The following is a 23,356-nucleotide window of genomic DNA, read 5'->3' as shown; positions in this document are numbered from 1 at the left end:
CAACGTTGTTTTGGCTGACCTTATTGGCTGAGTTTATTGCTGGTCTTTTCATGCCGGCGCTGCACATCGGCATTAACATGGTTGTGATGAACCATACGAAAACAGCGTTGACAAAAGGAGATGGCAATGCCTGATTTCTTTTAAGGTATGGTTTGAAAAGATTGGCCCCCTCGCTCACCACATTCACCCTCTCTTTGAATTGGTTATTCTCCTATTTTAAGGAAATGAGTCGAAAAATAGTTATTCATCCGAAGCATTTTTCCAAACATTATCATTTAATACAGTAGTACCAAATCTAAACTAGGAAAGGATGATAGACGAATGGTTTGTATGTGCAATGGTGGATTGGTTCCCCAATTGTTTTTTGCGCAATCTTCAACGGATTTGCCTATTCCCATCCCTCTGACCGGAACTGCCGTCACGGAAGTGCTTCGTTCGCAGCCGATAACGACCCTCGGCGGCGATCGCGTCAAACTTGATTCGATGGTCGAATTGGAATTAGCTGTATTGTCCCTCCTGACAGGCGTAACCTTGACAGGCATCACGTATCGCTTGGAACGGTCGACGAACGGAGGAGCGTTTACACCCATTGCGTCTCTTGATGTTGAATCACTTCTTCCTGGATTAGGAATTGCCGCTAACACAACGTTATTCCCGAACTTGACATGGGTCGACACGCCGGGCGTAGGAACACATGTGTATCGCATTGTCATTGAAACGAACGGAGGCATTTTATCTACCCTGTTAAGCAGCATCACAGCGGAAACTCGCGCCTTGAACGCTCTTGTTGTTCGCAGCGTATAAATCGAGCAAAGCCGGCTCAGTGAAAGGCGATTGCCCTCTGAGCCGGTTTTTTATGGCGCATATGGCTACAGTTTGTCAAGCATGGACAGCAATATGGTTCAGCGCTCGCACTCCATTGGGCAGCTGTTGGCAGAAAAAAAATCCGTCCACTTTGTAGGTGGTTGGCGCTTCATTCATACTGAATTGGAGTTGAAAATTAGAAAAAGAGAGGTTTTGCCCTGACTCGATGCGCGACACATGAATCGGCTTTAGCCAAAATTCCCCCTTCTCCTCAACAATGTTCTCTGCCTCCTCATTCATATATTGCCAAGATTCCATCACTAGTGGATTGAGACGGCGATCGTATTGAATGCCATCTCCTAACTTTGCCGATAATGCCATGCGTTCTTTCGGGGAAACCCGCAGGCAAATGTAGGGTTGCTCCAACGGAAAAGACCCCATATTGCGAATCACGAAGTTCCCGGCGATGATCCCTTTCTGCCCCCCTGTCTTCGGGAGCAATAATGAATAGGTGAAGTAGCAAATCACACAAATTTCATCAGACGAAACCTGCTGAGGCAACCGCTTCATTTCCGCAACTGCTTGCTTAACAACTCGAAGCTCTTTCTCAATCGCTTGTATTTTCTTTTCCAACTCTGGAATCCGATCCATCATCCTTCCTCCCTCCCTCTATAAATACTAATGTATAAAGGTTTCTTATATCACTTGTGCATTACTAAATGTATATATATGTATGAAAAAAAGAGGAGAACATCTCCTCTTTTTGCCGCATAAACTAGAGACGTGTTTTTTACATTGCAGGAAACACAGCGGGACATTGCGGCGGAAAGACATCCACCGGGCATTCTTCTTCGCAGATGATTTCTGGGCGGGGTTGGCAAAACCGCGCGGCGACTTCCAAAATGACTTCAAATGTTACGACAATGCTTTGGCAAATTCGAATCGAAATATTCGCAGTGATACTGTTTCCGCTTTGCGTAAACGCCCCGACACGGCAAGCATTAAAGGTGTTTTGTACAGCGTTGCAGCACACCGTTGTGCCTTCTGGAGCACAAAGGATCACTTCCTCGCTGGTGGTGATTAAGGCGGGATTGCTGACGACGGTGACTTGAGCACCTGTTGCATTCGTTCCTGTTACCTCTAACACGACTTGAATCGTTTTGCTCAAGGTGACCGCTTGCAACGTCACTACTTGATTGCCGACCGTGCACTCAATATCCCGGCGAGGAGCGTCTTCCGCACACTCCAACAATGTGATCGCACAATTGACTTGGGAAACCGTGACTCCATCTAAAGAACCGGTCGGGAATGTGAACGTGATGTCTTGCGCCAGCTGCACAACGTGTGTCGTCCAGTCATAGACTTTGCACACTTGAATGCACTCTGGATCAAATTGTTGAGCAAATTGCTCTAAATTGATAGGCATAAAACAGATCCTTCCTTTCATTTCATTATTTTTTTCAGGCTACTCTATAGTATGATGGGGATAAATACAAGTTATAGTAAAAACAACTATTTTTATTCATTTTTGGCTCTTCACTAAAAGTTGTACTTGACTGTTTCAAAACACACTTTCCTTACGCCAGTAAGGAGAAAATTAGTACATCAACATTTTGGATGCATGGTGGCTCAAGAAAATGCCTCGCTTGTCAAGTACATGTTGTGGTGATGAACCTCATTTTTGAAAACAAAAATGATATGGTTCGTGCATGAGCAAGCAGGACACCGATTTTTCGATGTCTGCATATAATGGCTACCATGACATGCCGAAAAAGGTGATGGACATGAACTGGGAACAAAAAAACACTCAATTGCAACAGAAAATTATTCACCTAAAATCAGAATTGGACAAATACAAAACATTGCTCGCCTCATTGGCTTCCCAAGAAGAATGGGAGCGTCTTTACATGGAAAAGGATGAACTCCAAGCGAAGCATGATAAACTCATCGAACAATGCCGCCATTATGAAGAGCTGCTGTCCGATCAAAAGAATGAGATCCAACGCTTATCGAAAGCATTGAAAACAATGGAGGAAGAAAAGGAATTGTTGCGGCAGGAGACGGAGCAATTCAAAACAGAATGCGCCTACTGGCAAGAACAAGCTGAGGCCAACCAAAAACACATCCAGTCTTTAGAAGCGACAGTGAAGGGGTTTCAACAAAAGGAAACGGAACGAAATGAAGAACGAAAAAAAACAAAAGAAAAAAATCGACTGCGAAAGGACGGGACCCTTTCTTTTATGAACGAATCAATCGACTCATCGGCATCTTGGCCAGAGCGAATGGAAAAAGATTATCAGGTGATGAAGGAACAAATCGATAAAATCGCAAAGGAGTTTCAAAAACTGCAAAACGCTTTGAGCAACAGTACCAAAACACACGAGCCGGAAAAAGATATAGACGTGTTAACTAAGAAAATTCAAGAAATAGAAGAAAAGCTGTCAAAAATGGATTTGGAAAGACAAAAGGACTCACTGGCGCTGCAAAAACATATTTTCACCCAACAAATGGAGCTGGAGTTGATGATGGAGAAGGTCACGAGTTTTGCTAGTGAAATCAAACATCTCTCAAACCAAATCGCCGATCTAACCAAATCGCGGAATGATTCACCCAAGGAATCGCCAAATTATGATACGAATGAATTGAAGGATAGGCTGTTCCAACTCATGCAACAATTTGCTGCATCTTCTGATGAGAAATCGAAAGAACCGGCAACGTCACCGATCCAATCAGCTACACCCTTTTCAACAAGCATGCAAACGGGAAAGGCACCGTCATCCCCTAACAGCTTTTTGAAATTACAGGAGTTTATAGATGGAACCAACCAACCCATTGTTGTCTCACCTGTGAGAAAAGAAGCACATGTCTCCCATCTATATTCTCAAAAATCGGTTCCAATCAAACGCGCCCGAATGGAAAATCCGTCTTCCCGTCATCGCTATCCATCCCAGCAGCCATCCCCCCTTGCCAAGGATGAGGACAACCGATTGAATATAAGCGGTCAAAACGATTATACTGCTTCAAATCCAGACAAACGCTCAGACGCTTCAAGGCTGGAACAGAAAAAGGAACACCAGCTGTTAACACAGACAGATGAAGTAAGGTTAGAAAGCATCCATAAAGCGTCGGCTCCCTTAAAAAACCAAGATGAACGGTCTGAAGAAATAGACCAAAACCTGAAAATTAGGGGAAAGCATGAATCTCCAATTCTCCTGGATGACCAAGAAGTGCTGATGCAAGATCAAACAACCGCATCCGACATTTCGGCCAATGGCCAGAAATCAGATTCAGAAGCCCATGAAATAGCGACATCCGCTTCTTCTGTTCCGGTTCCAATCGAAGAAAACACAATCACTCAAACGGAAGTTCTCTTGATCGAAAAAGAAAAACCATCCAAATGGGGATTATGGTCTCTATTCAAAAAGACGAAATTACCTCAATAGCGAAGAGGCGGAAACACTCCGCCTCTTCGCTTTGGACTCAAGTTGCCAACGCCGCTGAATCGCCCCTCGGCTGAATATGAAAGCGGCAAAATGAGTCTAAACGCCAGGATGAGCTTGTGAAGAAAAGCCTTCATCATGTTTGGCCCCCTTTTTCCTTTGCAGCCAGCGATAGATCGAAGCCGCATCTTCTTCATCCACATCGACGACGCGGGCGCGGGAGCCAAGCGGCATGACGGAAACGGAGATCGTCACCAGCCGCTTTCGCTTTTGCCACCAGGTCGCCGACGCTTCGAGCGATTGAACATGGCGTTTCAATACATACGTCGTCGTTTGTCGAAACCACCCGTTTCGAAACGCCAGCTGCCTCGATGAAAGCGCCCAACCCGCGATGCGAAAGCGGAGGATGCCTATCCATGCCCCGAACGGCAACACCAACAAAGCGGCCATGCCCCATGGGCGTTCCATATACGCCGCCAAGATGGCGGGAATCACAAGCCAAACAAGCGAACGAAGCATGTAGCGGCGTTTCGCGCGCTTGGGCAATGGAGAAAAAGGAACGCCGAGATCATACTCAGGCAAACAAGTTTGAATGATCGACGCGACTCTCCTCTTTTCGACGAGCGGGCAAAGAACAACATCCCCTGCCCCGCCGCCATCTAGCCTCCCGCCGGCATGAATAATAGACACAGAGGCGTATCCGAAAAAACGGCGAAGCCAATTCTCATGAATGACGACACCTTGGACGTGGGCAACAGGGACGGATACCACTTTTCGTTCCAGCCATCCGCGGGTGATGACAATCGTATCTTCTTGTTTCCGCACGACAAACGAAGCGTACCGGATCATGTTTTGTACGATGGCCACTCCATAGGCGCCCAAGAGAAGCGACAAGATGAATAGAGCGATATACCATCGTCCATGTCCGTTCCATGTCGACTGAAGATCGCGGACAAGCGCCTCATACGGAATGAAGTCGCTCCATTGCGACAAAAACGCACATAAAGCGGCGACCACGCCAATCGCCCCGCCGCTTGTCAATGAAGCCACCCATACTTCTTTCATCGATAAAGTAAACAGAGCAGGATGTGGGCGGTTCGCGAGTGGTGGTTCTGAACGGGCGGCGTTTTCCACCTTGTGTTTCGCCTGTTCCACACATCGTTGCAGGCGGCGGGCTTCTTCCCTTGATATGGCCCGAAGCGTCACTTCCGCTTCACCGAGAGCATCGCCCGCCGCCTCAATATGCACTTGAACAACCCCCGCCATCCGCTGCCATATTCCCTCTGTCACCGAAATCCCATGAATGCGCTCCAACGGAATCGAACGCCGTTTTCGGACAAACACTCCTTCTTCAACAAGTAAGTTGTCTTCGTTCCATTCATAGGTAAAGCGAATCCACGAAAGAATCCCCATAACAATTGTGTAAGCCAAGGCCGCAAGCGGCACGATGAGATCGCGCCATGAAAAATCATTGCGGCTGCCAGCCACCATGATCACAAGCAGCGGAACAGCCATATTTTTCAACTCTTTCCCTGCTCCCGAGACAACCGCAATCGGATGGAGGCGGCGTCTAGGCGTCATCTTCATCCGCCACCTTCGCCCACTCGGCAATCAAGCGGCAAAGCCGTTCCGCTTCCTCGACGGAAAGCGCAGGAATTTCATGGGCGGCCGCTGCGGTGAAAATGGCTACTGAAGCCAAATGATACCGTTTGAGAAACGGTCCCTGCCGCACATCGACGTACTGGACGCGATTCATCGGAATCAACGTCCATGTCGTGGACCAAACGCCGCGTTGAATCTCCATTTCCTCCTCGCGAATGGCATACCGCCATCGTTTCTGCCGCAACGGCGGCAGCCAAACGACCCACACGAACGCTTCGACAAGCCATGCAGCGGCCAAGATGCGGATCAGCCAGTCCGGTCCGTCAAAACGCCAAATGAGAAACGCGATGCCCCCGATGATGGCCCCTGACACCAAAGCCCCAATCCCTCCGGTCAAGCGCCAGACCGATATCGCCTGTTCAGAAATCGTCCTTCCTCCGTTGTGAAGCATCCCCGAACGCTCCTTTTCCTGAATGCTATTTCCATTATAACGAAACATTCCCATCTTGGCGAACGCGTTTTTCGAGAATCGTTGACGAAAGTCAGTCAACTATTATATTCTAAAACTATTTTTTTGCTTAACTGCATAAAAGCATAAAAGTGAAAAAGTGCATCCATGGATATTGTGCTAGAAAGGTTGTTGCATGATGAAAATTTGCGTACAATTATACCACAACTTTCACAAATGAACCGAAAAAACAAGCCATTCCCCTATGCCCCAAGGGAAATGGCTGTGCGTTTGGCTGAAACACCGATGATGATCTGTTAGTTGGCCGGCGCCAGCTCGTCTTCCGTCACCCATTTGTGGTTGGTCACCTTTTCACCTGTCTCGGTATCGATGTAATCGACCATATACACGGTCGTTTGTTTCGCTGAATCAATGACCGCTTTGGCCGCTTTCATCCCTTCCATATGATCGGCGTTCAAGACGACTTCATCGCCCGGTTGAAACGGTTTGTCACCGGCGTTTTCGATTTCTTCATGGATGACCCATTTATGGTTTTTCACTGGCTTCCCGCCCGTGGTTGGGGTGTATGTGACCGTATAGACGATCGTGTCAAAGGTACCGGCGACAGTCGCCTTGGCTCCTTCCATTCCTGGCATATGATCCGCATGGATGATGACTTGACTTCCAACCGGATACTTCGGTTGTTTCGCTTCCTTTAATCCAGCTGGAACCTCTCCTGAACCCGAGTGATTCATCCCCTCATGCCCGGTGTGAGAAGCTGTATTTTCCTTTGGTGTTTTGTTATCGGCTGCGCCGGTGCAGGCGGATAACAAAAGCGCCGCCATTACCGAAGTTGCACCTAACAACATTTTCCAGTTTTTCATCGTTTTCACCCTCCTTGCCTTGTTAGCATACCCGTCATTTGTGCAGATTTTATGGAGATGGCCTTGACCATGCGAAAAATCGAAACAGTGCATGTGATGGAAAGGAGAAGTTCGCCGATCTGTGAAGCCGCAGACTGTGGTGCAAGAGGAACGGATGAGCCCTGGACGCAGGAAGGTGCAGATGGCCGCAGCGGATTTCCCCTGCTTTTCAGTATACAAAACCTCTTCCACCCACCGACTTAAACGGAAGAGGGAGCCTGCTGTTTCCGCTTCTCCGTTTCTCCGTTTCATCTATGCATCTTTTTCCTTATCTTCCGCCAGATCAACCAAAACATGGCCCCGGATAAAACAGCAAGAATGAGTTTTCCTTGCCACGTGACGCGGATCACCTGATCGACGGCATACGCTTCCATCCATAAAGCTGGGAGCTTGCCGAGCGAACTGGCGGCCGCAAAGACGGGGAAAGACGTGCGGCCGATGGCGGCGACAAACGTTACCACCCCTGATGGCACAAACGGCAGCAGGCGAAGCGCCAAAATAAGCCCAAACGCCTCCTTGCCACTTGCATGAAACAGCGGCTTCACCTTGGGATGGGAAAGCCATGTCGTCTCGCTCCATCGGCGAAGTCCTTTTCGATACAAGACAAACGAAACGACCGCTCCGAGCGCTTCGCCGGCAAACGACACCCAAAAGCCGGACCAAAATCCGAAAACGGCCAAATTGGCGGCAGTCAAAAAGGCGCTTGGGACGACCCCGAGCACGCTGATCACAACATTGCAGGCTAGACTCAAGAAGTACGCCGCTCCACCGTATGCTTGAAGGAACTCTATCATCCTTTCTTCCATTCGGCCCAAACGCCTCTCTTTCCGAAAATAGCTATGGCTTGCGTCCGCTCCATTTATAGCCGACGCCCCATACCGTCTGCAAATATTCGTCCGCCGGAAACCCCGCTTTACGCAATTTTTCGCGGATGTTTTTCATGTGGGAGTCAACAGTCCTCTCTTCCGTATCAGCGAGATAGCCCCATAGCGATGCGATGATTTGCCCGCGGCTGAACACCTGATTCGGGTGCTTTAACAGCAACCCCAAAATGGCAAATTCTTTCGGCGTCAACGCAATCGGCTTGTCTTCGTAGCGGACCGTATGTTCCTCTTCGTCCCATACAAGTCCGGCGGCGCGAATGGCGGAACGACCGCCGGCTGCACGGCGCAGCACCGCTTCAATGCGAGCGAGCAGTTCCGCCTCGTCAAACGGTTTCGTCACATAATCATCCGCTCCGATTTTCAATCCTTGGACAATATCCGTCGTCTCATCGCGAGCGGTGACCATCATGATCGGCACATTCGAAAACGAACGGATGCGGCGGCACGTTTCCCATCCATCGAGTTCTGGCATCATGACATCGAGCAGCACCAAATCGGCGTGGTGGCGCCGCAAATAGTCAATGGCTTCCGCACCTGAACGCCGTTTCACGCAGCGGTAGCCGTTCGGCGCTAAATACAATTCCAATAAATCAAGCATCCGCTCTTCATCATCCACCAACAGCAAGGTATACATCGTCATCCCTCCGGCAGCGTAATGAGGATGGTCGTTCCTTTTCCTTGTTCGCTTCTAGCGGCGATCGTTCCTCCGTGCGCCTCGACGATTTCTTTGGCAATCGCCAAACCGAGTCCAGTTCCGCCGCTTGTCCGCGACCGCGATTTGTCCACCCGGTAGAACCGCTCGAAAATCCGGGGCACATCTTCCGGCGGAATGCCGGTTCCTTCATCAGACACGGCAATGACGACTCCTTGCTTTTGCGGGTGAACGGCGACGGTCACCGTCGTGCCGGAAAACGCGTACTTTCGTGCATTGTCAAGCACGTTGATCATCACTTGCTCGAACCGCTGCCGATCGATTGCGGCCATGACCGAACCGGGGCACTGGCACACAAGCGATAGCTGCTTTTCCTGAAATGCGGGGCGCAGTTTTTCACACAATTTTGCCAAAAACGAACAAAGATTCGTCGTTTGCTTTTCAATCTGGAACGAGTGTTGCTCCAGTTTGGCTAATTCAAACAAATCTTTGACCATCTTTTCGATCTTTTCCGCTTCTTCGTAAATGATCGCCATATAGTTCGCTCGTTGCTCCTCAGACAGATGCGGACGTCTGGCGATGTCAGCGTATCCTTTGACATACGTCAGCGGCGTGCGCAATTCATGAGAGATGCTCGCTAAAAATTCGCTCCGCTCTTGTTTCAAATACGCCAAATCGTTGGCCAGCGTTTGAATCGCTCTCCCAAGTTGCGCCAGCTCGTCGTTGCCTTTCACCTCAAGGCGGACGGAAAAGTCGCCTTGGCTGAGCGCCTCGGTCGCCCGTTTCATGCGAAGGAGCGGCATCGTGATGGCGCGGGAGAAAAAGGCGATCGTCAACACGGTGACCGCCACTGACAGCATGCCGACAACGACAAAATGATGCTTCAGTTTATACACCATCGTTCGGATCGAACGGGTGTCTTGAAACATATACACGTATCCTCTCGTTTCACCCCTGATTTGAATCGGGCTGACGGCGGCGATATGCGACGCCCGCTTCCAGTCGGTTTCAACCATCATTCCCTGGCGGGGAATATGGCGGCCGTTCGTTAAAGGAATGATGCGTTTGGCAAACGGAACAATGCCGTCAGACGCCGATACAATCCGGCGCCGGGCGTCGGTGATGGCGACATCGGTTTCCGCCTCTGACTCCATCATCACGACATGCGCCAACGTCGTTCGATCGTCATTTTTCTCCAAGACGTTGCGATGGCTGTTTCCCCGCGCCAGAAGCTGAGCAAATTCTTCCTCGATGCGCGCATGGACGAGCGTCGCATAGAGGGAAACGAACAGCGCCAGTTCCATGGCCAAAACAAACGCAAAAAACAGCATTCCGAGTTTCCACGACAGTTTTCGCACACTTCCCTCTCCTTATTCACCAAAGCCATGTTTCCGCTCCAATTTTACTATTTTACCCGGAAAATGTGCAGAAAATGTGGAATTTAAATCTGGCATGGCGGCGGATCGAAATCCGCCGTCCATCTTGAAGGAGAGCCTACGGGATGCGTCTTTGGCGTTCTTCCATTATACTAGTAAACGGACTGGGCTTATGTGCAGACGACAGAAAGGAGTTTGTAGATGAAATCGCTCGTGTTAGCGGAGAAGCCGAGCGTCGCCCGCGACATCGCCCGCGTGCTCGGCTGCCGACAATCGCATCAACATTATTTTGAAGGGAAGCAGTATATGGTCACCTGGGCGCTCGGCCATTTAGTTGAGCTGAAGATGCCGGAAGACTACGACCGCAAATACGAAACATGGCGGCTGGAGGACTTGCCGATCATCCCGAAACGAATGGGGTTGAAAGTCATCCGGCAAACGAGCCGCCAGTTTCGCGCCATTGAACGGTTGGCGAAACGGCCGGATGTGAAAGATGTCATCATCGCGACCGACGCGGGCCGCGAGGGGGAGCTTGTGGCGCGCTGGATTTTAGAGATGATCGGTTGGACGAAGCCGATTTGGCGGCTATGGATTTCGTCGCAAACCGATAAGGCCATCCGCGATGGCTTCCGCCAACTAAAGCCCGGAGCGCAGTTTGACCGGCTGTATCAATCGGCCGTCTGTCGCGCCGAAGCCGACTGGCTGATCGGGCTGAACGTGACGCGCGCTTTGACGACGAAATACAACGATCCCCTCTCGGCCGGGCGCGTGCAAACGCCGACGCTCGCCATGATCATCGAGCGCGAATGCGAGATCGAATCGTTCGTTCCCGTTCCGTATTGGACGATTCGCGCTCATATCGGCTCTATCACGGCCGTGTGGGAGCGGCACGGCGGACATCGGCTGTTTGACCAAAACGAAGCAAAGCAGCTGATCGCCCGCCTTGAAGGGCAATCCGCGCGCGTCGTGTCCATCAAGCGGAAACGAAAAAGCGAACCCGCCCCGCTGCCGTACGATTTAACCGAGTTGCAGCGGGACGCGAACAAGCGGTTTGGCTTTTCGGCGAAAAAGACGCTCTCGTTGTTGCAGCGGCTGTATGAACAGCACAAGCTCGTCACCTACCCGCGCACCGATTCGCGGTATTTGCCAAGCGATATGAAAGCGACGATGACCGATCGGCTTCTCGGGATGAAACCAGGCTATGAAGAAGAAATCGCCCCATTGCTCGCGAAAAAAGCGAAAGTGGCCAAGCGTGTGTTCAATGACGCCAACGTAACCGACCATCACGCCATCATTCCGACCGAAGAGCGGCTCAACCTTAGCCGCTTGTCAGTTGAGGAACGAAAACTGTATGACCTGATCGCCCGCCGCTTTTTGGCCTTGTTTTACCCGCCGTATGAATACGAAACGGCAACGGTTGTTTTTGACATCGGCGGCGAAACGTTTGTCGCCCGGGAGATGGCGGTTGTGAATATGGGGTTTAAAGCTATTCTCGGCAAAGAGGAAGCGAACGCCCAACCGACCTTGTCGCACCTCGCAGACGGCCAGACGCTCCCATCGGTGCAGCTTGAGATGGAACAATCGTTCACCGAGCCGCCCGTCCGTTATTCGGAAGCTGATTTGCTCGCGCAAATGGAGAAATACGGGCTTGGCACACCGGCGACAAGGGCCGACATCATCGAGCGGCTCGTCGCAACCGAAGTGGTCGAACGAAGAGACGGACGATTTTATCCGACGAAAAAAGGCAAGCAGCTGATTGAGCTCGTCAATGACGAGCTGAAGTCGCCGGAGTTGACCGCCCGCTGGGAGCGGGAACTGGAGGCGATTGCCCGAGGGAACGGAAATCCGAAGCAATTTTTGGCCAACATTCGCCGGCAAACGGAACAGCTTGTCGCCGAAATCAAGCAGAGCGAGCACGTATACAAAGCGCCTAACTTGACGACGCTGACTTGCCCTGAGTGCAACTCGCTCTTAAAGGAGCGGAAAACAAAAGACGGACGGATGCTTGTCTGCTCCAATGTGCAATGCCGCTACCGCCGCCGGCGCGATCCGAAACTGTCGAACCGCCGCTGTCCGCAATGCCATCGGCGCATGGAAATGCACGAAGGGAAAGCGGGACTTTATTTCCAATGCCGTCCGTGCAACATTGTTGAAAAAGCGGAAGAGACGAAACGCATAGCGGCGAAAGGAAGTGAACGGGCGCTTCTCAAAAAATACAGCCCGTCGAACGAATCGTTTGGAATCAGTTTAGGAGAACTGCTCAAGCAGGCGTTGAACGAAAACGAGGAATGAAGCGGCCGCACCGCGCCAGGGGCCATTTCCCTGGCGTCCTCTTTTTTTCATCTTGGAGTCTGAAACTTCCTGCTCATTGCCTCGTATAGATAGATAACTCTATCACAAAGGAGCGATTGCGATGTTGAAAAAATGGCTAAAAGCCCTTTTAGGCCATCCCTATCATCCGTCACACTACCATCAACATTACAGCAGCAGCGACCACCATCATTACAAATCAACGCATCACTCGCACCATCACCCGTCCCAATACGGACACCATCATTACAAAAAGAAACATCATAGCGGCAGTTTCTTCTCAAGCTTCTTCAACAGCTGATGAGACGCTTGTTTGAACGCCATCCGCTCATCGCCCGCTGGTTTGATCGGCCGCATCGGAGCGGAGAGATCCTCCATGGCCGCTATGAAATCATCGAAGAACTCGGGATGGGAAGCTACGGCATCGCCTATGAAGGGCGCGACCTTCACACCGGACGGCTTGTCGTCGTCAAGCAGGCGCGGCAGACGAAAGGAGAAGACGGCCGCCGCTTGCTTCGGCGCGAAGCTGACGTGCTCGCTCGCCTGCGCCACCCACAAATTCCGATGCTGCATGATCTGTTTGTGGAGCGCGGACAGCCGTATCTTGTAATGGAGTATATCAATGGAGAAACGGTGGAAGACCGGATTTTCAAGCAGGAAGCCAAGTACACGGAGCAAGAGGCGTTTCGGTTGCTAAAGGATGTGCTTGAGATCGTCCGGCACGTTCATGCTTTCGGCATCGTCCACCGCGATTTGCGCATCCCAAACATCATTTGGCGCGATGGAACGGTGGTGATCATCGATTTTGGCTTGGCATGCCGCATCGGCGAACCGGTGGATTTTCGCGATGACGATCCGCTGGAGAAGCGGCTGCGGCGCGAATCGCATCCACGAAGCGATTTCTATGCCCTTGGACACTTCACCTTGTTTTTATTGTATTCCGCCTATGAACCGACGAGCGACGAGGAAAAAAGCTGGGAAGAAGAACTCGATTTGTCGCTGAATGCCCGTGCGATTTTGCGGAAAATGCTGCAGCTGGACCCGCCGTACGACAACGTCGACGAGTTGCTCGGAGACGTGGATCAGCTGCTGGCCGAACACAACGAGACCCAATCCGAGGCGCTCTAACAGAACATAGGGCCTCTTCGAATCAAGGAAAACCGTTGCATCGAACCGAAAGCCCCTCGTCGCCCGCCTATGGGCAGGAAGAGGGGCTGATTCCATTTTCGTTCAAGTCGAGGCGGCAGCCTTCCTGAAACAAACATTCGCTCTAGTTGGAAGCAGCTTACTTTCCTAGAAACAACGGTTTCCGTTTTTCTTTGAACGCCGCCACCCCTTCGCGATGATCCTCTGTTTCCACCATCAATCCTTGAATGAGCCGCTCTTCCTCGAGAATCTCTTCCAGTGTGGCGGTCAACGCGTGCTCGATCAGCCGCTTTTGTTTGCCGATCGCTTTCGTCGGACCGCTAGCCAACTGCAAAGCGAGCGTTTCCACCGCTTCGCGCAGCCTCTCGGCTGGAACGACTTCGCTTAAGGCGCCTAACTCGTACAAACGGCGGGCCGGAATCGGCTCGGCGGTGAAGAAAAACTGTTTCGCCAAATGCGGGCCGACAAGCCGCGGCAGCCAATACGACCCGCCGCCATCGGAGACAAGACCGACTTTCGCGAAGCTTAAAATGAATTGGCTGTCCTCTGCGGCAAGAATCAAATCGCAAGCCAGCGCCAAATTGAACCCCGCCCCGGCCGCCACCCCGTGCACCGCGGCAATGATCGGCTTTTCGCATGATCTCATCATTAAAATGAGACGATTGAGGCGGCCGATATGGTCATACGCCTGCGGGCCATTGGCTTGCCCCATCGTTTTCACATCGCCGCCGGCGCAAAACGTCCGGCCGGCGCCGGACAAGACGATGACGCGAACGGTATCATCCGTTGCGGCGCGTTCGATTTCACGCGTCAGGCCAGCAATCATCTCCGGGCTGAAGGCATTGAGCCGCTCCGGACGGTTCAACGTCAACCATAATATCGGGCCGGATTGTTCCACAAGCAAATGAGGCGCTTCCATGTTCCTCTCCCTTTCCTTTAGTGTAGTGTTTGGATGGAATTCGACACAAATCTTCATTTGATCAGCCAACCGCCATCGACAAGTACATCGGAACCGGTCATGTACGACGCTTCCGAAGAGGCAAGAAAGGCAATGACGTTCGCAATTTCCTCCGGCGCCCCGACCCGGCCTAAGGCAGTGTTGCGCTCGATGGCTTTCACAAACCGCTCGTTTTGCAGGCCGCGCTCGGTCAGCGGCGTCTCGACAAAGCCGGGCGAGACAGAATTGACACGAATGCCATATGGCGCCAGCTCCAAAGCGAGCGATTTCGTCAAGTTGATGACCCCTGCTTTCGCCGCGCTGTAGTGCGGAATTTCCGCCCCGGCCTGATGGCCGGACAGAGACGCGACATTGACGATGGCCCGATTGACCCGTGCGTGTTTCGCTCCTTCCATCATCAGCGGGGCGAGCGCCTGCGACACAAGAAAGACGCTTTTGATGTTGATGCGCTGGATGTCATCCCACTCTTGCTCCGTCAGCTCAAGCCATCTCGCATGAGTGGAGATGCCGGCGTTATTGACAAGCACATGCAGGTCACCGTACCGCTGTCGGACATACTCGGCCAACGCTTTCACTTGTTCACGGTCGGTGACATCCGCCGCAAACCGGTCAGCGCCCCCCGGCGTCCCGAGACGTGCGATTTCTTCTGCAGCCTCCTCCAATTTCGCTGCTGTACGGCCGACAAGCACGACGGTGGCGCCTTCTTTCGCCAAACGGAGAGCCGCCGCTTTGCCGATGCCGCTGCCTCCTCCTGTGACCACGGCCACGGTATTCAAAAAACGCATCGTTTTCCTCTCCCCTCATTTCATGTTGCTAGCCCAACGGTTGGGACGTGTCCTTCTTGTTTCAAACTTTGGCCGCTAAAACGTCAGTCCGCCTCCGTCGACCGACAATGTCGAGCCGGTGATGAACGACGCCTCATCGGACGCCAAAAACAACACCGCGTTGGCCACCTCTTCCGGCGTTCCGATGCGGCCGAGGGCGTTCGCTTTTGAGATGATCGGCCATTTGCGCGCATCTTGTTTCCACGGCGTGATGATGTTCGTATCAATGACACCCGGCGCAATGGCGTTGACGCGAATGTTGAATTTGCCGTACTCGAGTGCGGCGTTTTTCGTTAACAAAATAACCCCAGCCTTCGAGGCGTTGTAGGCGGATTCGTATTTTTTCCCTTTGATTCCAAGCAAACTTGACGTATTGACAATCGCCCCGCCGCCGGATTCTTTCATGGCCGGCACGGCATATTTAATGCCTAAAAACACGCTCTTTAAATTGACATCGATGACCCGGTCCCATTCTTCCTCCGACAAGTCGGTGCTTCGCACTTCCGAATGGCCGATGCCGGCATTGTTGAAGAGAATATGTAAGCCACCGAAGGCATCAACCGCCGTTTCGACAAGACGGTTCACTTGCTTAGAATCGGCGACGTCCGTCTGAACAAATATCGCTTCCCCTCCTTTTTCCCAAATAAGGCGGACCGTTTCTTCTCCTCCTTCCTCATTGATGTCGCCCACCGCCACTTTGGCGCCTTCTTCCGCAAAGCGAACCGCCGTCGCCCGGCCGATGCCGCTCGCGCCGCCGGTGACAATCGCCGCTTTTCCTTTTAGCCTCATGATCTTCCCACCTTTCGATCCGCTTCTGAATCCATTTTCAATAGATGATATACCAACCGGTTAGTATGTTGTTTCTTTTATTATACATCATATTTGGAATATTTTAAACATTTTTATACCTTAATTAAAAAAACTGCTCTTCCAAACAAAGACGAGGCCAACGGCAATCGAGCCTGCTTCCCCTCCTGACGCGTCTCCTTCCTTCAATGAACACCATGCCGTTACGTTAAGGAAAAACAGGCTCCACAAAAGAAGTTGACGCGAAAGGATTTGATTTCCATTTGTATAGCCTCTATCTATGGCCATACTAGAAACATGGAGGTGTTGATTCATGAGAGAGCCTTGGGAAGAACGCAGCGCCGCTTCCAGTCTGCCGCGCTATACCCCGGGAATCGGCATTCCCGATGAAATGAGTCCGATTCGCGACATCGCCCGCGGTTTTGAAAATGGTCGGCCGCCGGTTATCGAAGTGACGCCAGCTGACAGCCGCCAAGAGGCGGATGTCAGCAATCTTCCGCCCGTTGACCGAGCATTTTGAGCCGCTAGGAAATGGAACGCTCTTCTCCCTACGCAAAGGCGTAAAGGTGGGAGATTCTTGGGAACTCCCGCCCCACGGCAAGCTGCCAGCCTAGCCATCCCCCATGCGTCCCACGGTTGAATTATCATGCGGGAAACTAAAGGACATGCCCTTCATGGCTTTTCGGCATGTTTAAACAATTTGGACGTTTCAGAAAGCGAAAAAGCCCCTCATTTCTACGTGAAGAGAAGGCGGAGGGTCAGTATGATGGAGCAAGATGGCGTCCCCTCATGCCATCTTGCTTGAGGCTGAAGTCCGTTCGCGCTTCTTTGGAGCGGCAAGCTCCAAAGAAGCACAAGCTAATATGCGGAGGCGGGGGGCTGCCCAATCGACACCCATGGCCGGCCGTGTTCCCAATGAAGACGGATCGGGAGGCGAAACGCTTCTGAGAGTCGCTCATCGGTCAACACCTCCTCTTTTCGGCCAGCCGCCACGATGCGCCCATCTTGCAAAAGCAAGACATGGGTGATCGAGTCGACGATTTCTTCAATATAATGGGTGACGTATAAGAGATGGCACGACTGAGTGACGATCTGTCCAATCAGTGATAAGATTTCTTCGCGGGCCAATAAGTCAAGGCCGACCGTCGGTTCGTCCAAAATGAGCAGCTTCGGATGGGCCATCAGCGCTCGGGCGATCAATGTTTTCCGCTTTTCTCCTTGCGACAGCGTTGCGTACCGCTTTCCTTTGACCGCTTGAAGACGAAACGATTCCATGAATGATTCCGCTTCCGCCCGATCGTCATCGGTGACGGCATCATACAAGCCGATGGTGGCAAACTTGCCGCTGATGATGACATCTTCTACCGTTTCTGCCTGCAGCGTATCATGAAACTGATCAAGGAGCGAGCTGCTCACAAACCCGATGTGCCGTCGCAACTCCGGCAGGCTTGCCTGTCCAAACCGATAGCCCAATACTTCAACATCCCCGCGCGTCGGATATTGATAGCCGGTGACGATATTGAGAAGCGATGTTTTCCCGGAGCCGTTTAGGCCAAGAATCGCCCATTGCTCACCTTCTTTCACCTCCCAGTTCATATCACGCAAAATGGTCCGCCCGCCCCTCACCCATGACACATCGCACATACGGATGATGACGGTCATTGTTCCTCTCCCCTTTCACATTCATATGGACGATCTTGATAGAAAAAGTTTGGCAACACGGTCGTATTGTCATATGATCGATGAAAAATGTGCGTTGTCGCCGGAGAAAGAGGCGGAATCAGCCATGTCCAATCGCCAGTGACATGGCGGCCGGCCGCTTTCTCTTGCTGTTCAAACAGCTGAAACTGGCGCGCGGCGGTATGGTGATCAATGATGCTGACGCCCGCCTTTTTGTAGGAATACAAAACAGCGATATTCAATTCGACCAGCGCCTTGTCTTTCCATAATGATGCGTTGGAGTTGGTGTCAAGCCCCATGCAAGAGGCCACTTTCGGAAGCATGTTGTAGCGATCATCATCAGCAAAATTGCGGGCTCCGATCTCAGTTCCCATGTACCACCCGTTAAACGGCGCCGCCATGTAACGAATCCCGCCGATTTCGAGGCACATATCCGAAATGATCGGGACCGCGTACCATTTTAACTGCAAATCGCGAAACCACGGGAACTCCGGATGTTCAATCGGCACCTCAAGCACCAATTCTTTGGGGATCGACGTCCAAACAGGCTTCCGGCCGCCTACCTGGATCACCAATGGCAACACGTCAAATGGCGTTTTTTCCCCTTTCCACCCAAGCTGTTCACAGGCACGGGTGAAAGTGAGGGAGGATGAGTCGCCGATGATCCCTTCTTCGGTTTCATAACCTGCATAACGAATCAGTTGATGATTCCAAATGCGCACTTCCCCGTTTGGACGGAAGATCGTGATCGTCGGCCGGATTTTCCCGCCATTGGTCGCAAACTCAATATGGTGGAACAGATAAGAAAAAACCTCGTCTTCGGTGACCGCCTCTCTCGCATCAATGACATAGAGCGATTGCCAAAACAAGCGGCCGATGCAACGGTTGCTATGACGCCAAGCCATCTTAGCCCCATAGCGTAACTCTTCGTACGTATGACGGTATGTGCCGGTTTGTTCCACTTCCCAACGGATTTCGTTCAACCGCCGCTTCATTTCTTGCTCACTTTTTCCAAGCTCCCGATAGCTCACCGTAATAAAGTGTTCTGCTTTTTTCATCAACTGCACATCATGCTGTCTGACCTTTGTTTGATTCATATCACTCTCGATGTTTACCATCTATGCTTCTTTTCCTCCACTTTCGATCGATTGGACTCTTCGCAGTCATTCCAATTCCAATCAAGAAACAAATGCCCCCGACCCACCACATTTGCTCGATAAACATCGAAATCGCCAAAAAAATGAGCGCAAAACCAAGCAATCGACGGATCGACATGATTCTCTCCCTTTCTTCCCCGTGAGAAAACGCTCTTTCCTTGTATGAAAACGGCGTATTCGACGGGGCGATGGCGAATGAAGCAATGCTCTCGTCCCTATTGTAGCAGATGCTTCCAAAAGAAAATAGAGAAAATGTTTCAATGAAACAACCCGCTTTGGGCGGCTTTCTCTTTCAGCGCGCGCATCCATGGGTTTAATGAGCTTTTCAACAAAAGTCCGGCCAAAAGGGCGGCAACGGCAAACAAGAGAAGCCGCTTGACATCATGCTCAACATTTTCCCATACAATCCCGCCGACCGCCTCGCGCATGACATCAATGGCATAGGTAAACGGCAGCCAAGGGTTTAATTGCTGAAAGAACGGGGGAATCAGCTCAACGGGATACGTTCCTCCCGCTCCGGCAATTTGCAAGACGAGCAACACAATCGCCATCGCTTTTCCCACATTGCCGAACAAGGAAACAAGCGAAAAAACCACCGCCATAAAGACAAAGCCGCATAAAAGGCCGAACGTCATGAACCATCCCGGCTCACGGACGAAAATATTCGGCAAGATGAAAGCCGCTCCAGCTGTCACGACCACCGCCTGCAAAGCATTCAGCGTCCAAAAGGTCAACAGCCGTCCGATATATCTTTCCCGCTCATTCGCTTCCGAAAACGAAGAAGGATCCGTCGACAAAACGGAAACAAGCAACAAACATCCTACCCATATGGCCAGCACCGTGTAAAACGGATTCATGCCCGAACCATAGTTCGGCAACGGGAAAAGTCGGAACGTTTGCACGTCAACCGGGTGGGCCAAAAATGCACCTTTCGCCTGTGGAGCTTGTTTCAACAAGCGTATCAGTTCATCGATGTTGGTTTCTCTTTTGATTTTCGATAGAAAGGCGGCCAGCTCGCGAACTTGGCGGGAAAGAAATGGATATTGAGCTTGTGCAGTCTTTAGCGCTTGTTGCGCAGCCGCTAAATCACGATCTGTGTTTGACAACCATTGCTCTGCCTCATTTAATGCTTGGTCCATGCGAAGAAGCGTTTGTTTCGCTTGGCGTACCTGTTTCCCCGTTTGATTCCATTTCGCACGCAATAGAGGCAACAACCGTTGGCGATATGCTTGATCAAGTTGCTGCGCCTGTGCGTCCAATAAGGCCATTTGTTCACGCAGATGAGAGATCTTCTCTTCGACGCCTGCTGGATGTTGTTTCACTAGCGCCGCTGTTTCTTGAATAGACGCTAGCGTCTGCTCGATACGGCTGACTGTGCGCTGCACAGGTTGAAGCGAAGAGGAATCAATCGTCCCCTCCCATGTTCTCAACGTTCGGCGCAATTGCTGAACCAATGGGCTCGCGTCTGTTGCAGCCTGTTGGATGAGAGTCGCCCAACGCGCTTGCTTTTCCGGTGTATCAAGAGACTCTGGCGTCTGTCCTGCAAAGGAGAAGGGAAAGGAATGGAGCGCATGAACCGCCATTTCCACCGGCTTTTCCCATAAGTGCGATGAAGCATCGACTTGCATGAACAACTTCTCAACGCGGCCTGTCCATTCTAAACCACGCCGCACCGTTGTTTTAGCAGCCGGCAGAAGCTCGCGGCCTGTACGAACCAACGATCTTGCCTCTCCTACATCGCGATCTAGGGCTTCCAATTGTCGTTGAATCGTTGGCAATTCGTTTTCTAGACGAAACACGAACGCCTCAACGCGGCGAATGGTGGGAAGCTGCTGTTCGAGCGTCACTCCCGCTTGGTGGAACAAGGAAAACAACGCGGTATTGACCACCCTCACAAACTCATCGCTGACTTGAGCTGACAACGTACTTGCTCCGCGCGCCGTGATTTTGGGAGCGATGGCGTTTCGTTTGTCGTTTTCATAGTAGTAAATAGTCGCCCTTTTCGGACGATCTTGAACAACAGTAGCCAATCGGGCCGAAAAATCTGCTGGGATGACGATGGTGGCGAAGTAGTCCCCTTTTCGCACACCTGTCATTCCCTTTTCTTTCGAAACAAATCGCCAGCCCAACCGATGGTTGTGTTGCAACGCTCTCACAATCTCGTCACCGGCCTGAAACGAACGCCCAGCCAACTCCGCCCCGCGGTCTTCGTTCACCACCCCAATCGGTAAATCATCTGTATGGGCATAAGGGTCAATCGAAGCCTCTACATTAATCCAAGCGTAAAGCGATGGAAGAACGATCAGACCAAGAGCCAATATGGCTGCCGCCCAGTTGGTCGTGAGATGTTTCAAATCGTTCACATAAATGCGCCATGCCTGTTTCACTTTGATCCGCTTCCTTTCAAGTCGATCATGCTGTTGTTAGTATGAGCGGATCACGGAAAACTAAACCAACTCGGCCAGTCCTGTTCATTTGCGAAAAAAGAGCCAAAGCGCCAAAAATAGAAAGCCCAGGGCGGCTAGGCGCATCATGTCAAATGGAATACGCTGTCCACCGAACAAGCCAAAATGGTCAACAATTGAACTCATGACAAGCTGCCCGGCAATTACCGCCATCAATGAATTGGCAACACCGATTTTCGGGACGATGAGCACCATGACAAAAACGTAAAAAGCTCCGAGAATACCTCCTATCAACTGCCATTTCGGCACGGAAAACATGGCAAGCAATTCTCCTTTGCCCAAAAACAATTGCATTAAAAAGAGGACAACCGTCCCGATCAAAAACGAAACGAACGCTCCTTCAAACACACCGATCCGCTTGCCTAGGCCGCCATTGACTCCAGCCTGTACGGAAACAGCCATTCCGGCAGCCAAGGCCAGCATCATCCATAACCATTTCACGTCCTATTCCCCCTAAGTCACCAACATTCCTCTTGATCATGATTCATTTCAAAAAAACTTGTCAAGATATTGGCCTAGCAGCCGAAAAACCTAGGCGCGTTGATTAACCAATAAAAGCTAGATAAGAAGGCTCTATTCCTAGCTTTTCTGCCGTAGTCGGCCATCGGATTCATTGAACAAAAGAAAGCCAAAGCCCCCCGACGAACGAAACGAGAACAACCGCCCAGGCCGGCCACTTCCAAACGGCAAGGAGAAGGAAGGCGCCAAGGACAAATGCTAGATCAGCCGGTCCTTTCACGGCTTTCGTCCAAATCGGGTCATACAGCGCCGCAAGCAAAATCCCGACAATGGCGGCATTAATGCCAGCCAGCGCCGCTTGGAAGCGCGGATGGCGGCGAAGCCAGTGCCAAAACGGAAAGGCGCCGAGCACAAGCAAAAAAGATGGAAGAAAAATCGCTGCCGTAGCCACCAACGCTCCTTTCCACCCAAAGCCCGCCATTCCGATATACGCAGCAAACGTAAACAGCGGCCCAGGGACGGCTTGGGCGGCGCTGTAGCCGGCTAAAAACTGATTAGCGTTCACCCACCCTTGCGGCACCACTTCCGCTTCCAAGAGCGGCAACACCACATGACCGCCGCCAAACACGAGCGCCCCAGCGCGGTAAAAACTGTCAAACAACGCCAAAAGCGGTGAATGGATCCAAGTGCGAATGAGCGGCAACGCAACAAGCAACACGGCAAACAATGAAAGCAGCGTCAAACCGGTGGAACGACGAATGGAAGGCGGGATGCCTGTTGAAGACGAAGAAGGCACAGCGTTTTTTCGCCATCCAACAGCGCCAATGCCCCCCGCTGCGGCGATGAGGGCTACTTGGCTCCACGCGCCCGGAACAAGAAGTACCACCGCCGCCGCTGCGACCGCAAGCGTTGCCTCAAGACGGCCAGAGGCGAATTTGCGCGCCATCTCCCATACGGCTTGTGCTACAACCGCTACAGCTGCCAACAGCAAACCTTTCATCCAACCAGCTTCACCCGAAGGAGCATGTTGCAGCCAAACGGCGACTACGCTGAGGGCGACAGCCGATGGCAATGTAAAGCCAAGCCAAGCGGCAAACGCCCCCCAAACACCAGCGCGCATGAATCCGATGCCGATGCCGACTTGGCTGCTCGCCGGACCAGGGAGGAATTGGCATAAAGCGACCAAATCGGCATAGGTTTTCTCGTCCATCCATTTTTTGCGTTTGACATACTCTTCGTAAAAATAGCCGAGATGAGCGACCGGACCACCAAATGACGTTAGGCCGAGGAGAAGCGCTGTTTTTCCGACTTCCCAAACCGATCGCCGCCGGCTTGTTGCTTGTTGATCCGTCAAGGTCAACGAGATTCACTTCCTTTCGTTCATTCGTTTGTCGTGCTACAATCATATTATCATCAATACG

The 23,356-nt window shown here is 51.6% G+C and carries 23 protein-coding genes; 7 read left to right on the top strand and 16 right to left on the bottom strand.

Translation table 11 applies throughout. The features are described from left to right. Window positions 1-5 precede the first annotated feature (5 nt). Together BJQ97_RS17910 and BJQ97_RS08470 are read left to right on the top strand one after the other, a co-directional pair. Window positions 6-134, top strand: a complete 129-nt coding sequence (locus BJQ97_RS17910) for a hypothetical protein (RefSeq protein WP_268892793.1) — start codon at window positions 6-8, stop codon at window positions 132-134. A 187-nt stretch (window positions 135-321) separates the two neighbouring features. Further along, the gene (locus BJQ97_RS08470) at window positions 322-804 is read left to right on the top strand and encodes a hypothetical protein (RefSeq protein ID WP_160156235.1); all 483 of its coding nucleotides are present in this window, start codon (window positions 322-324) and stop codon (window positions 802-804) included. Between the two features lie 75 nt (window positions 805-879). On the opposite strand, the gene BJQ97_RS08465 is transcribed toward BJQ97_RS08470, so the two are convergent. Next, window positions 880-1,455 (bottom strand): hypothetical protein, encoded by a 576-nt coding sequence (locus BJQ97_RS08465; protein ID WP_160157579.1) that lies wholly within the window; start codon window positions 1,453-1,455, stop codon window positions 880-882. A 139-nt stretch (window positions 1,456-1,594) separates the two neighbouring features. Continuing rightward, the gene (locus tag BJQ97_RS08460; RefSeq protein ID WP_160156234.1) at window positions 1,595-2,230 is read right to left on the bottom strand and encodes a BMQ_0737 family morphogenetic spore coat protein; all 636 of its coding nucleotides are present in this window, start codon (window positions 2,228-2,230) and stop codon (window positions 1,595-1,597) included. A 283-nt stretch (window positions 2,231-2,513) separates the two neighbouring features. Here BJQ97_RS08460 and BJQ97_RS08455 point away from each other — a divergent pair, with 283 nt between their 5' ends. Further along, window positions 2,514-4,247 carry a coiled-coil domain-containing protein gene (locus tag BJQ97_RS08455; protein WP_236567182.1) on the top strand — a complete coding sequence of 578 codons (1,734 nt, stop codon included), beginning with the start codon at window positions 2,514-2,516 and terminating at the stop codon, window positions 4,245-4,247. A gap of 96 nt (window positions 4,248-4,343) precedes the next feature. On the opposite strand, the gene BJQ97_RS08450 is transcribed toward BJQ97_RS08455, so the two are convergent. The 6 genes from BJQ97_RS08450 to BJQ97_RS08425 form a co-directional block, all read right to left on the bottom strand. Then, entirely contained in the window at window positions 4,344-5,825 is a 1,482-nt protein-coding gene (locus BJQ97_RS08450) for a PH domain-containing protein (RefSeq protein ID WP_160156233.1), read from the bottom strand. Next, window positions 5,815-6,297: a PH domain-containing protein gene (locus BJQ97_RS08445; RefSeq protein WP_160156232.1), complete on the bottom strand. Its 483-nt coding sequence runs from the start codon at window positions 6,295-6,297 to the stop codon at window positions 5,815-5,817. The genes BJQ97_RS08450 and BJQ97_RS08445 overlap by 11 nt, the downstream gene beginning before the upstream one ends. Window positions 6,298-6,611: 314 nt before the next feature. Continuing rightward, window positions 6,612-7,178 carry a YdhK family protein gene (locus BJQ97_RS08440; protein WP_160156231.1) on the bottom strand — a complete coding sequence of 189 codons (567 nt, stop codon included), beginning with the start codon at window positions 7,176-7,178 and terminating at the stop codon, window positions 6,612-6,614. A 287-nt stretch (window positions 7,179-7,465) separates the two neighbouring features. Then, window positions 7,466-8,023 (bottom strand): TVP38/TMEM64 family protein, encoded by a 558-nt coding sequence (locus BJQ97_RS08435; RefSeq protein ID WP_160156230.1) that lies wholly within the window; start codon window positions 8,021-8,023, stop codon window positions 7,466-7,468. 31 nt (window positions 8,024-8,054) lie between these two features. Next, complete coding sequence (locus BJQ97_RS08430) at window positions 8,055-8,735, bottom strand: response regulator transcription factor (protein WP_160156229.1); 681 nt, start codon at window positions 8,733-8,735, stop codon at window positions 8,055-8,057. A gap of 2 nt (window positions 8,736-8,737) precedes the next feature. After that, a complete protein-coding gene (locus BJQ97_RS08425) occupies window positions 8,738-10,111 on the bottom strand; it encodes a sensor histidine kinase (RefSeq protein WP_160156228.1) in 1,374 nt (457 codons plus the stop codon). A 219-nt stretch (window positions 10,112-10,330) separates the two neighbouring features. Here BJQ97_RS08425 and BJQ97_RS08420 point away from each other — a divergent pair, with 219 nt between their 5' ends. The 3 genes from BJQ97_RS08420 (at window position 10,331) to BJQ97_RS08410 (ending at window position 13,567) form a co-directional block, all read left to right on the top strand. Beyond that, window positions 10,331-12,421, top strand: coding sequence for a DNA topoisomerase III (locus BJQ97_RS08420; RefSeq protein ID WP_160156227.1), 2,091 nt, complete (start codon window positions 10,331-10,333; stop codon window positions 12,419-12,421). 121 nt (window positions 12,422-12,542) lie between these two features. After that, window positions 12,543-12,740: a hypothetical protein gene (locus BJQ97_RS08415; RefSeq protein ID WP_160156226.1), complete on the top strand. Its 198-nt coding sequence runs from the start codon at window positions 12,543-12,545 to the stop codon at window positions 12,738-12,740. Then, a complete protein-coding gene (locus BJQ97_RS08410; RefSeq protein ID WP_160156225.1) occupies window positions 12,740-13,567 on the top strand; it encodes a serine/threonine protein kinase in 828 nt (275 codons plus the stop codon). The genes BJQ97_RS08415 and BJQ97_RS08410 overlap by 1 nt, the downstream gene beginning before the upstream one ends. A gap of 157 nt (window positions 13,568-13,724) precedes the next feature. On the opposite strand, the gene BJQ97_RS08405 is transcribed toward BJQ97_RS08410, so the two are convergent. The 3 genes from BJQ97_RS08405 to BJQ97_RS08395 form a co-directional block, all read right to left on the bottom strand. Then, on the bottom strand, window positions 13,725-14,504 hold the full coding sequence (locus tag BJQ97_RS08405) for an enoyl-CoA hydratase/isomerase family protein (protein ID WP_160156224.1): 780 nt from the start codon (window positions 14,502-14,504) through the stop codon (window positions 13,725-13,727). A 53-nt stretch (window positions 14,505-14,557) separates the two neighbouring features. After that, a complete protein-coding gene (locus tag BJQ97_RS08400) occupies window positions 14,558-15,328 on the bottom strand; it encodes an SDR family NAD(P)-dependent oxidoreductase (RefSeq protein WP_160156223.1) in 771 nt (256 codons plus the stop codon). A 75-nt stretch (window positions 15,329-15,403) separates the two neighbouring features. After that, the gene (locus tag BJQ97_RS08395) at window positions 15,404-16,156 is read right to left on the bottom strand and encodes an SDR family NAD(P)-dependent oxidoreductase (protein WP_160156222.1); all 753 of its coding nucleotides are present in this window, start codon (window positions 16,154-16,156) and stop codon (window positions 15,404-15,406) included. Between the two features lie 331 nt (window positions 16,157-16,487). Here BJQ97_RS08395 and BJQ97_RS08390 point away from each other — a divergent pair, with 331 nt between their 5' ends. Next, window positions 16,488-16,694 (top strand): hypothetical protein, encoded by a 207-nt coding sequence (locus BJQ97_RS08390; protein ID WP_160156221.1) that lies wholly within the window; start codon window positions 16,488-16,490, stop codon window positions 16,692-16,694. Window positions 16,695-17,032: 338 nt separating this feature from the next. Here BJQ97_RS08390 and BJQ97_RS08385 read toward each other — a convergent pair whose 3' ends face one another. The 5 genes from BJQ97_RS08385 to chrA form a co-directional block, all read right to left on the bottom strand. After that, window positions 17,033-17,836 (bottom strand): ABC transporter ATP-binding protein, encoded by an 804-nt coding sequence (locus BJQ97_RS08385; RefSeq protein WP_160156220.1) that lies wholly within the window; start codon window positions 17,834-17,836, stop codon window positions 17,033-17,035. Beyond that, window positions 17,833-18,912, bottom strand: a complete 1,080-nt coding sequence (locus BJQ97_RS08380) for a nitric oxide synthase oxygenase (RefSeq protein ID WP_328718047.1) — start codon at window positions 18,910-18,912, stop codon at window positions 17,833-17,835. Before BJQ97_RS08380 ends, BJQ97_RS08385 begins: the two co-directional genes overlap by 4 nt. A gap of 356 nt (window positions 18,913-19,268) precedes the next feature. Continuing rightward, window positions 19,269-21,398: a YhgE/Pip domain-containing protein gene (locus tag BJQ97_RS08375; protein ID WP_160156219.1), complete on the bottom strand. Its 2,130-nt coding sequence runs from the start codon at window positions 21,396-21,398 to the stop codon at window positions 19,269-19,271. An 84-nt stretch (window positions 21,399-21,482) separates the two neighbouring features. Further along, the gene (locus BJQ97_RS08370; protein ID WP_160156218.1) at window positions 21,483-21,917 is read right to left on the bottom strand and encodes a DMT family transporter; all 435 of its coding nucleotides are present in this window, start codon (window positions 21,915-21,917) and stop codon (window positions 21,483-21,485) included. 169 nt (window positions 21,918-22,086) lie between these two features. Next, window positions 22,087-23,295, bottom strand: coding sequence for a chromate efflux transporter (gene chrA / locus BJQ97_RS08365; protein WP_160156217.1), 1,209 nt, complete (start codon window positions 23,293-23,295; stop codon window positions 22,087-22,089). Window positions 23,296-23,356 lie beyond the last annotated feature (61 nt).

The organism is Geobacillus sp. TFV-3 (genome assembly GCF_009901865.1).
GTDB lineage: Bacteria > Bacillota > Bacilli > Bacillales > Anoxybacillaceae > Geobacillus > Geobacillus thermoleovorans_A.
The sequence above is the reverse complement of the archived record's forward strand: the minus strand, read 5'-3'. Positions and strand labels throughout refer to the sequence as shown.

Coding starts and splice junctions, on each gene's coding strand:
- BJQ97_RS08395 (WP_160156222.1), bottom strand. CDS start 16,156: ATGAGGCTAAAAGGAAAAGCGGCGATTGTCACCGGCGGCGCGAGCGGC.
- BJQ97_RS08465 (WP_160157579.1), bottom strand. CDS start 1,455: ATGGATCGGATTCCAGAGTTGGAAAAGAAAATACAAGCGATTGAGAAA.
- BJQ97_RS08420 (WP_160156227.1), top strand. CDS start 10,331: ATGAAATCGCTCGTGTTAGCGGAGAAGCCGAGCGTCGCCCGCGACATC.
- BJQ97_RS08445 (WP_160156232.1), bottom strand. CDS start 6,297: ATGCTTCACAACGGAGGAAGGACGATTTCTGAACAGGCGATATCGGTC.
- BJQ97_RS08450 (WP_160156233.1), bottom strand. CDS start 5,825: ATGACGCCTAGACGCCGCCTCCATCCGATTGCGGTTGTCTCGGGAGCA.
- BJQ97_RS08470 (WP_160156235.1), top strand. CDS start 322: ATGGTTTGTATGTGCAATGGTGGATTGGTTCCCCAATTGTTTTTTGCG.
- BJQ97_RS08435 (WP_160156230.1), bottom strand. CDS start 8,023: ATGGAAGAAAGGATGATAGAGTTCCTTCAAGCATACGGTGGAGCGGCG.
- BJQ97_RS08385 (WP_160156220.1), bottom strand. CDS start 17,836: ATGACCGTCATCATCCGTATGTGCGATGTGTCATGGGTGAGGGGCGGG.
- BJQ97_RS08455 (WP_236567182.1), top strand. CDS start 2,514: ATGAGCAAGCAGGACACCGATTTTTCGATGTCTGCATATAATGGCTAC.
- BJQ97_RS08410 (WP_160156225.1), top strand. CDS start 12,740: ATGAGACGCTTGTTTGAACGCCATCCGCTCATCGCCCGCTGGTTTGAT.
- BJQ97_RS08440 (WP_160156231.1), bottom strand. CDS start 7,178: ATGAAAAACTGGAAAATGTTGTTAGGTGCAACTTCGGTAATGGCGGCG.
- BJQ97_RS08460 (WP_160156234.1), bottom strand. CDS start 2,230: ATGCCTATCAATTTAGAGCAATTTGCTCAACAATTTGATCCAGAGTGC.
- BJQ97_RS08405 (WP_160156224.1), bottom strand. CDS start 14,504: ATGGAAGCGCCTCATTTGCTTGTGGAACAATCCGGCCCGATATTATGG.
- BJQ97_RS08430 (WP_160156229.1), bottom strand. CDS start 8,735: ATGTATACCTTGCTGTTGGTGGATGATGAAGAGCGGATGCTTGATTTA.
- BJQ97_RS08415 (WP_160156226.1), top strand. CDS start 12,543: ATGTTGAAAAAATGGCTAAAAGCCCTTTTAGGCCATCCCTATCATCCG.
- BJQ97_RS08390 (WP_160156221.1), top strand. CDS start 16,488: ATGAGAGAGCCTTGGGAAGAACGCAGCGCCGCTTCCAGTCTGCCGCGC.
- BJQ97_RS08400 (WP_160156223.1), bottom strand. CDS start 15,328: ATGCGTTTTTTGAATACCGTGGCCGTGGTCACAGGAGGAGGCAGCGGC.
- BJQ97_RS08380 (WP_328718047.1), bottom strand. CDS start 18,912: ATGAAAAAAGCAGAACACTTTATTACGGTGAGCTATCGGGAGCTTGGA.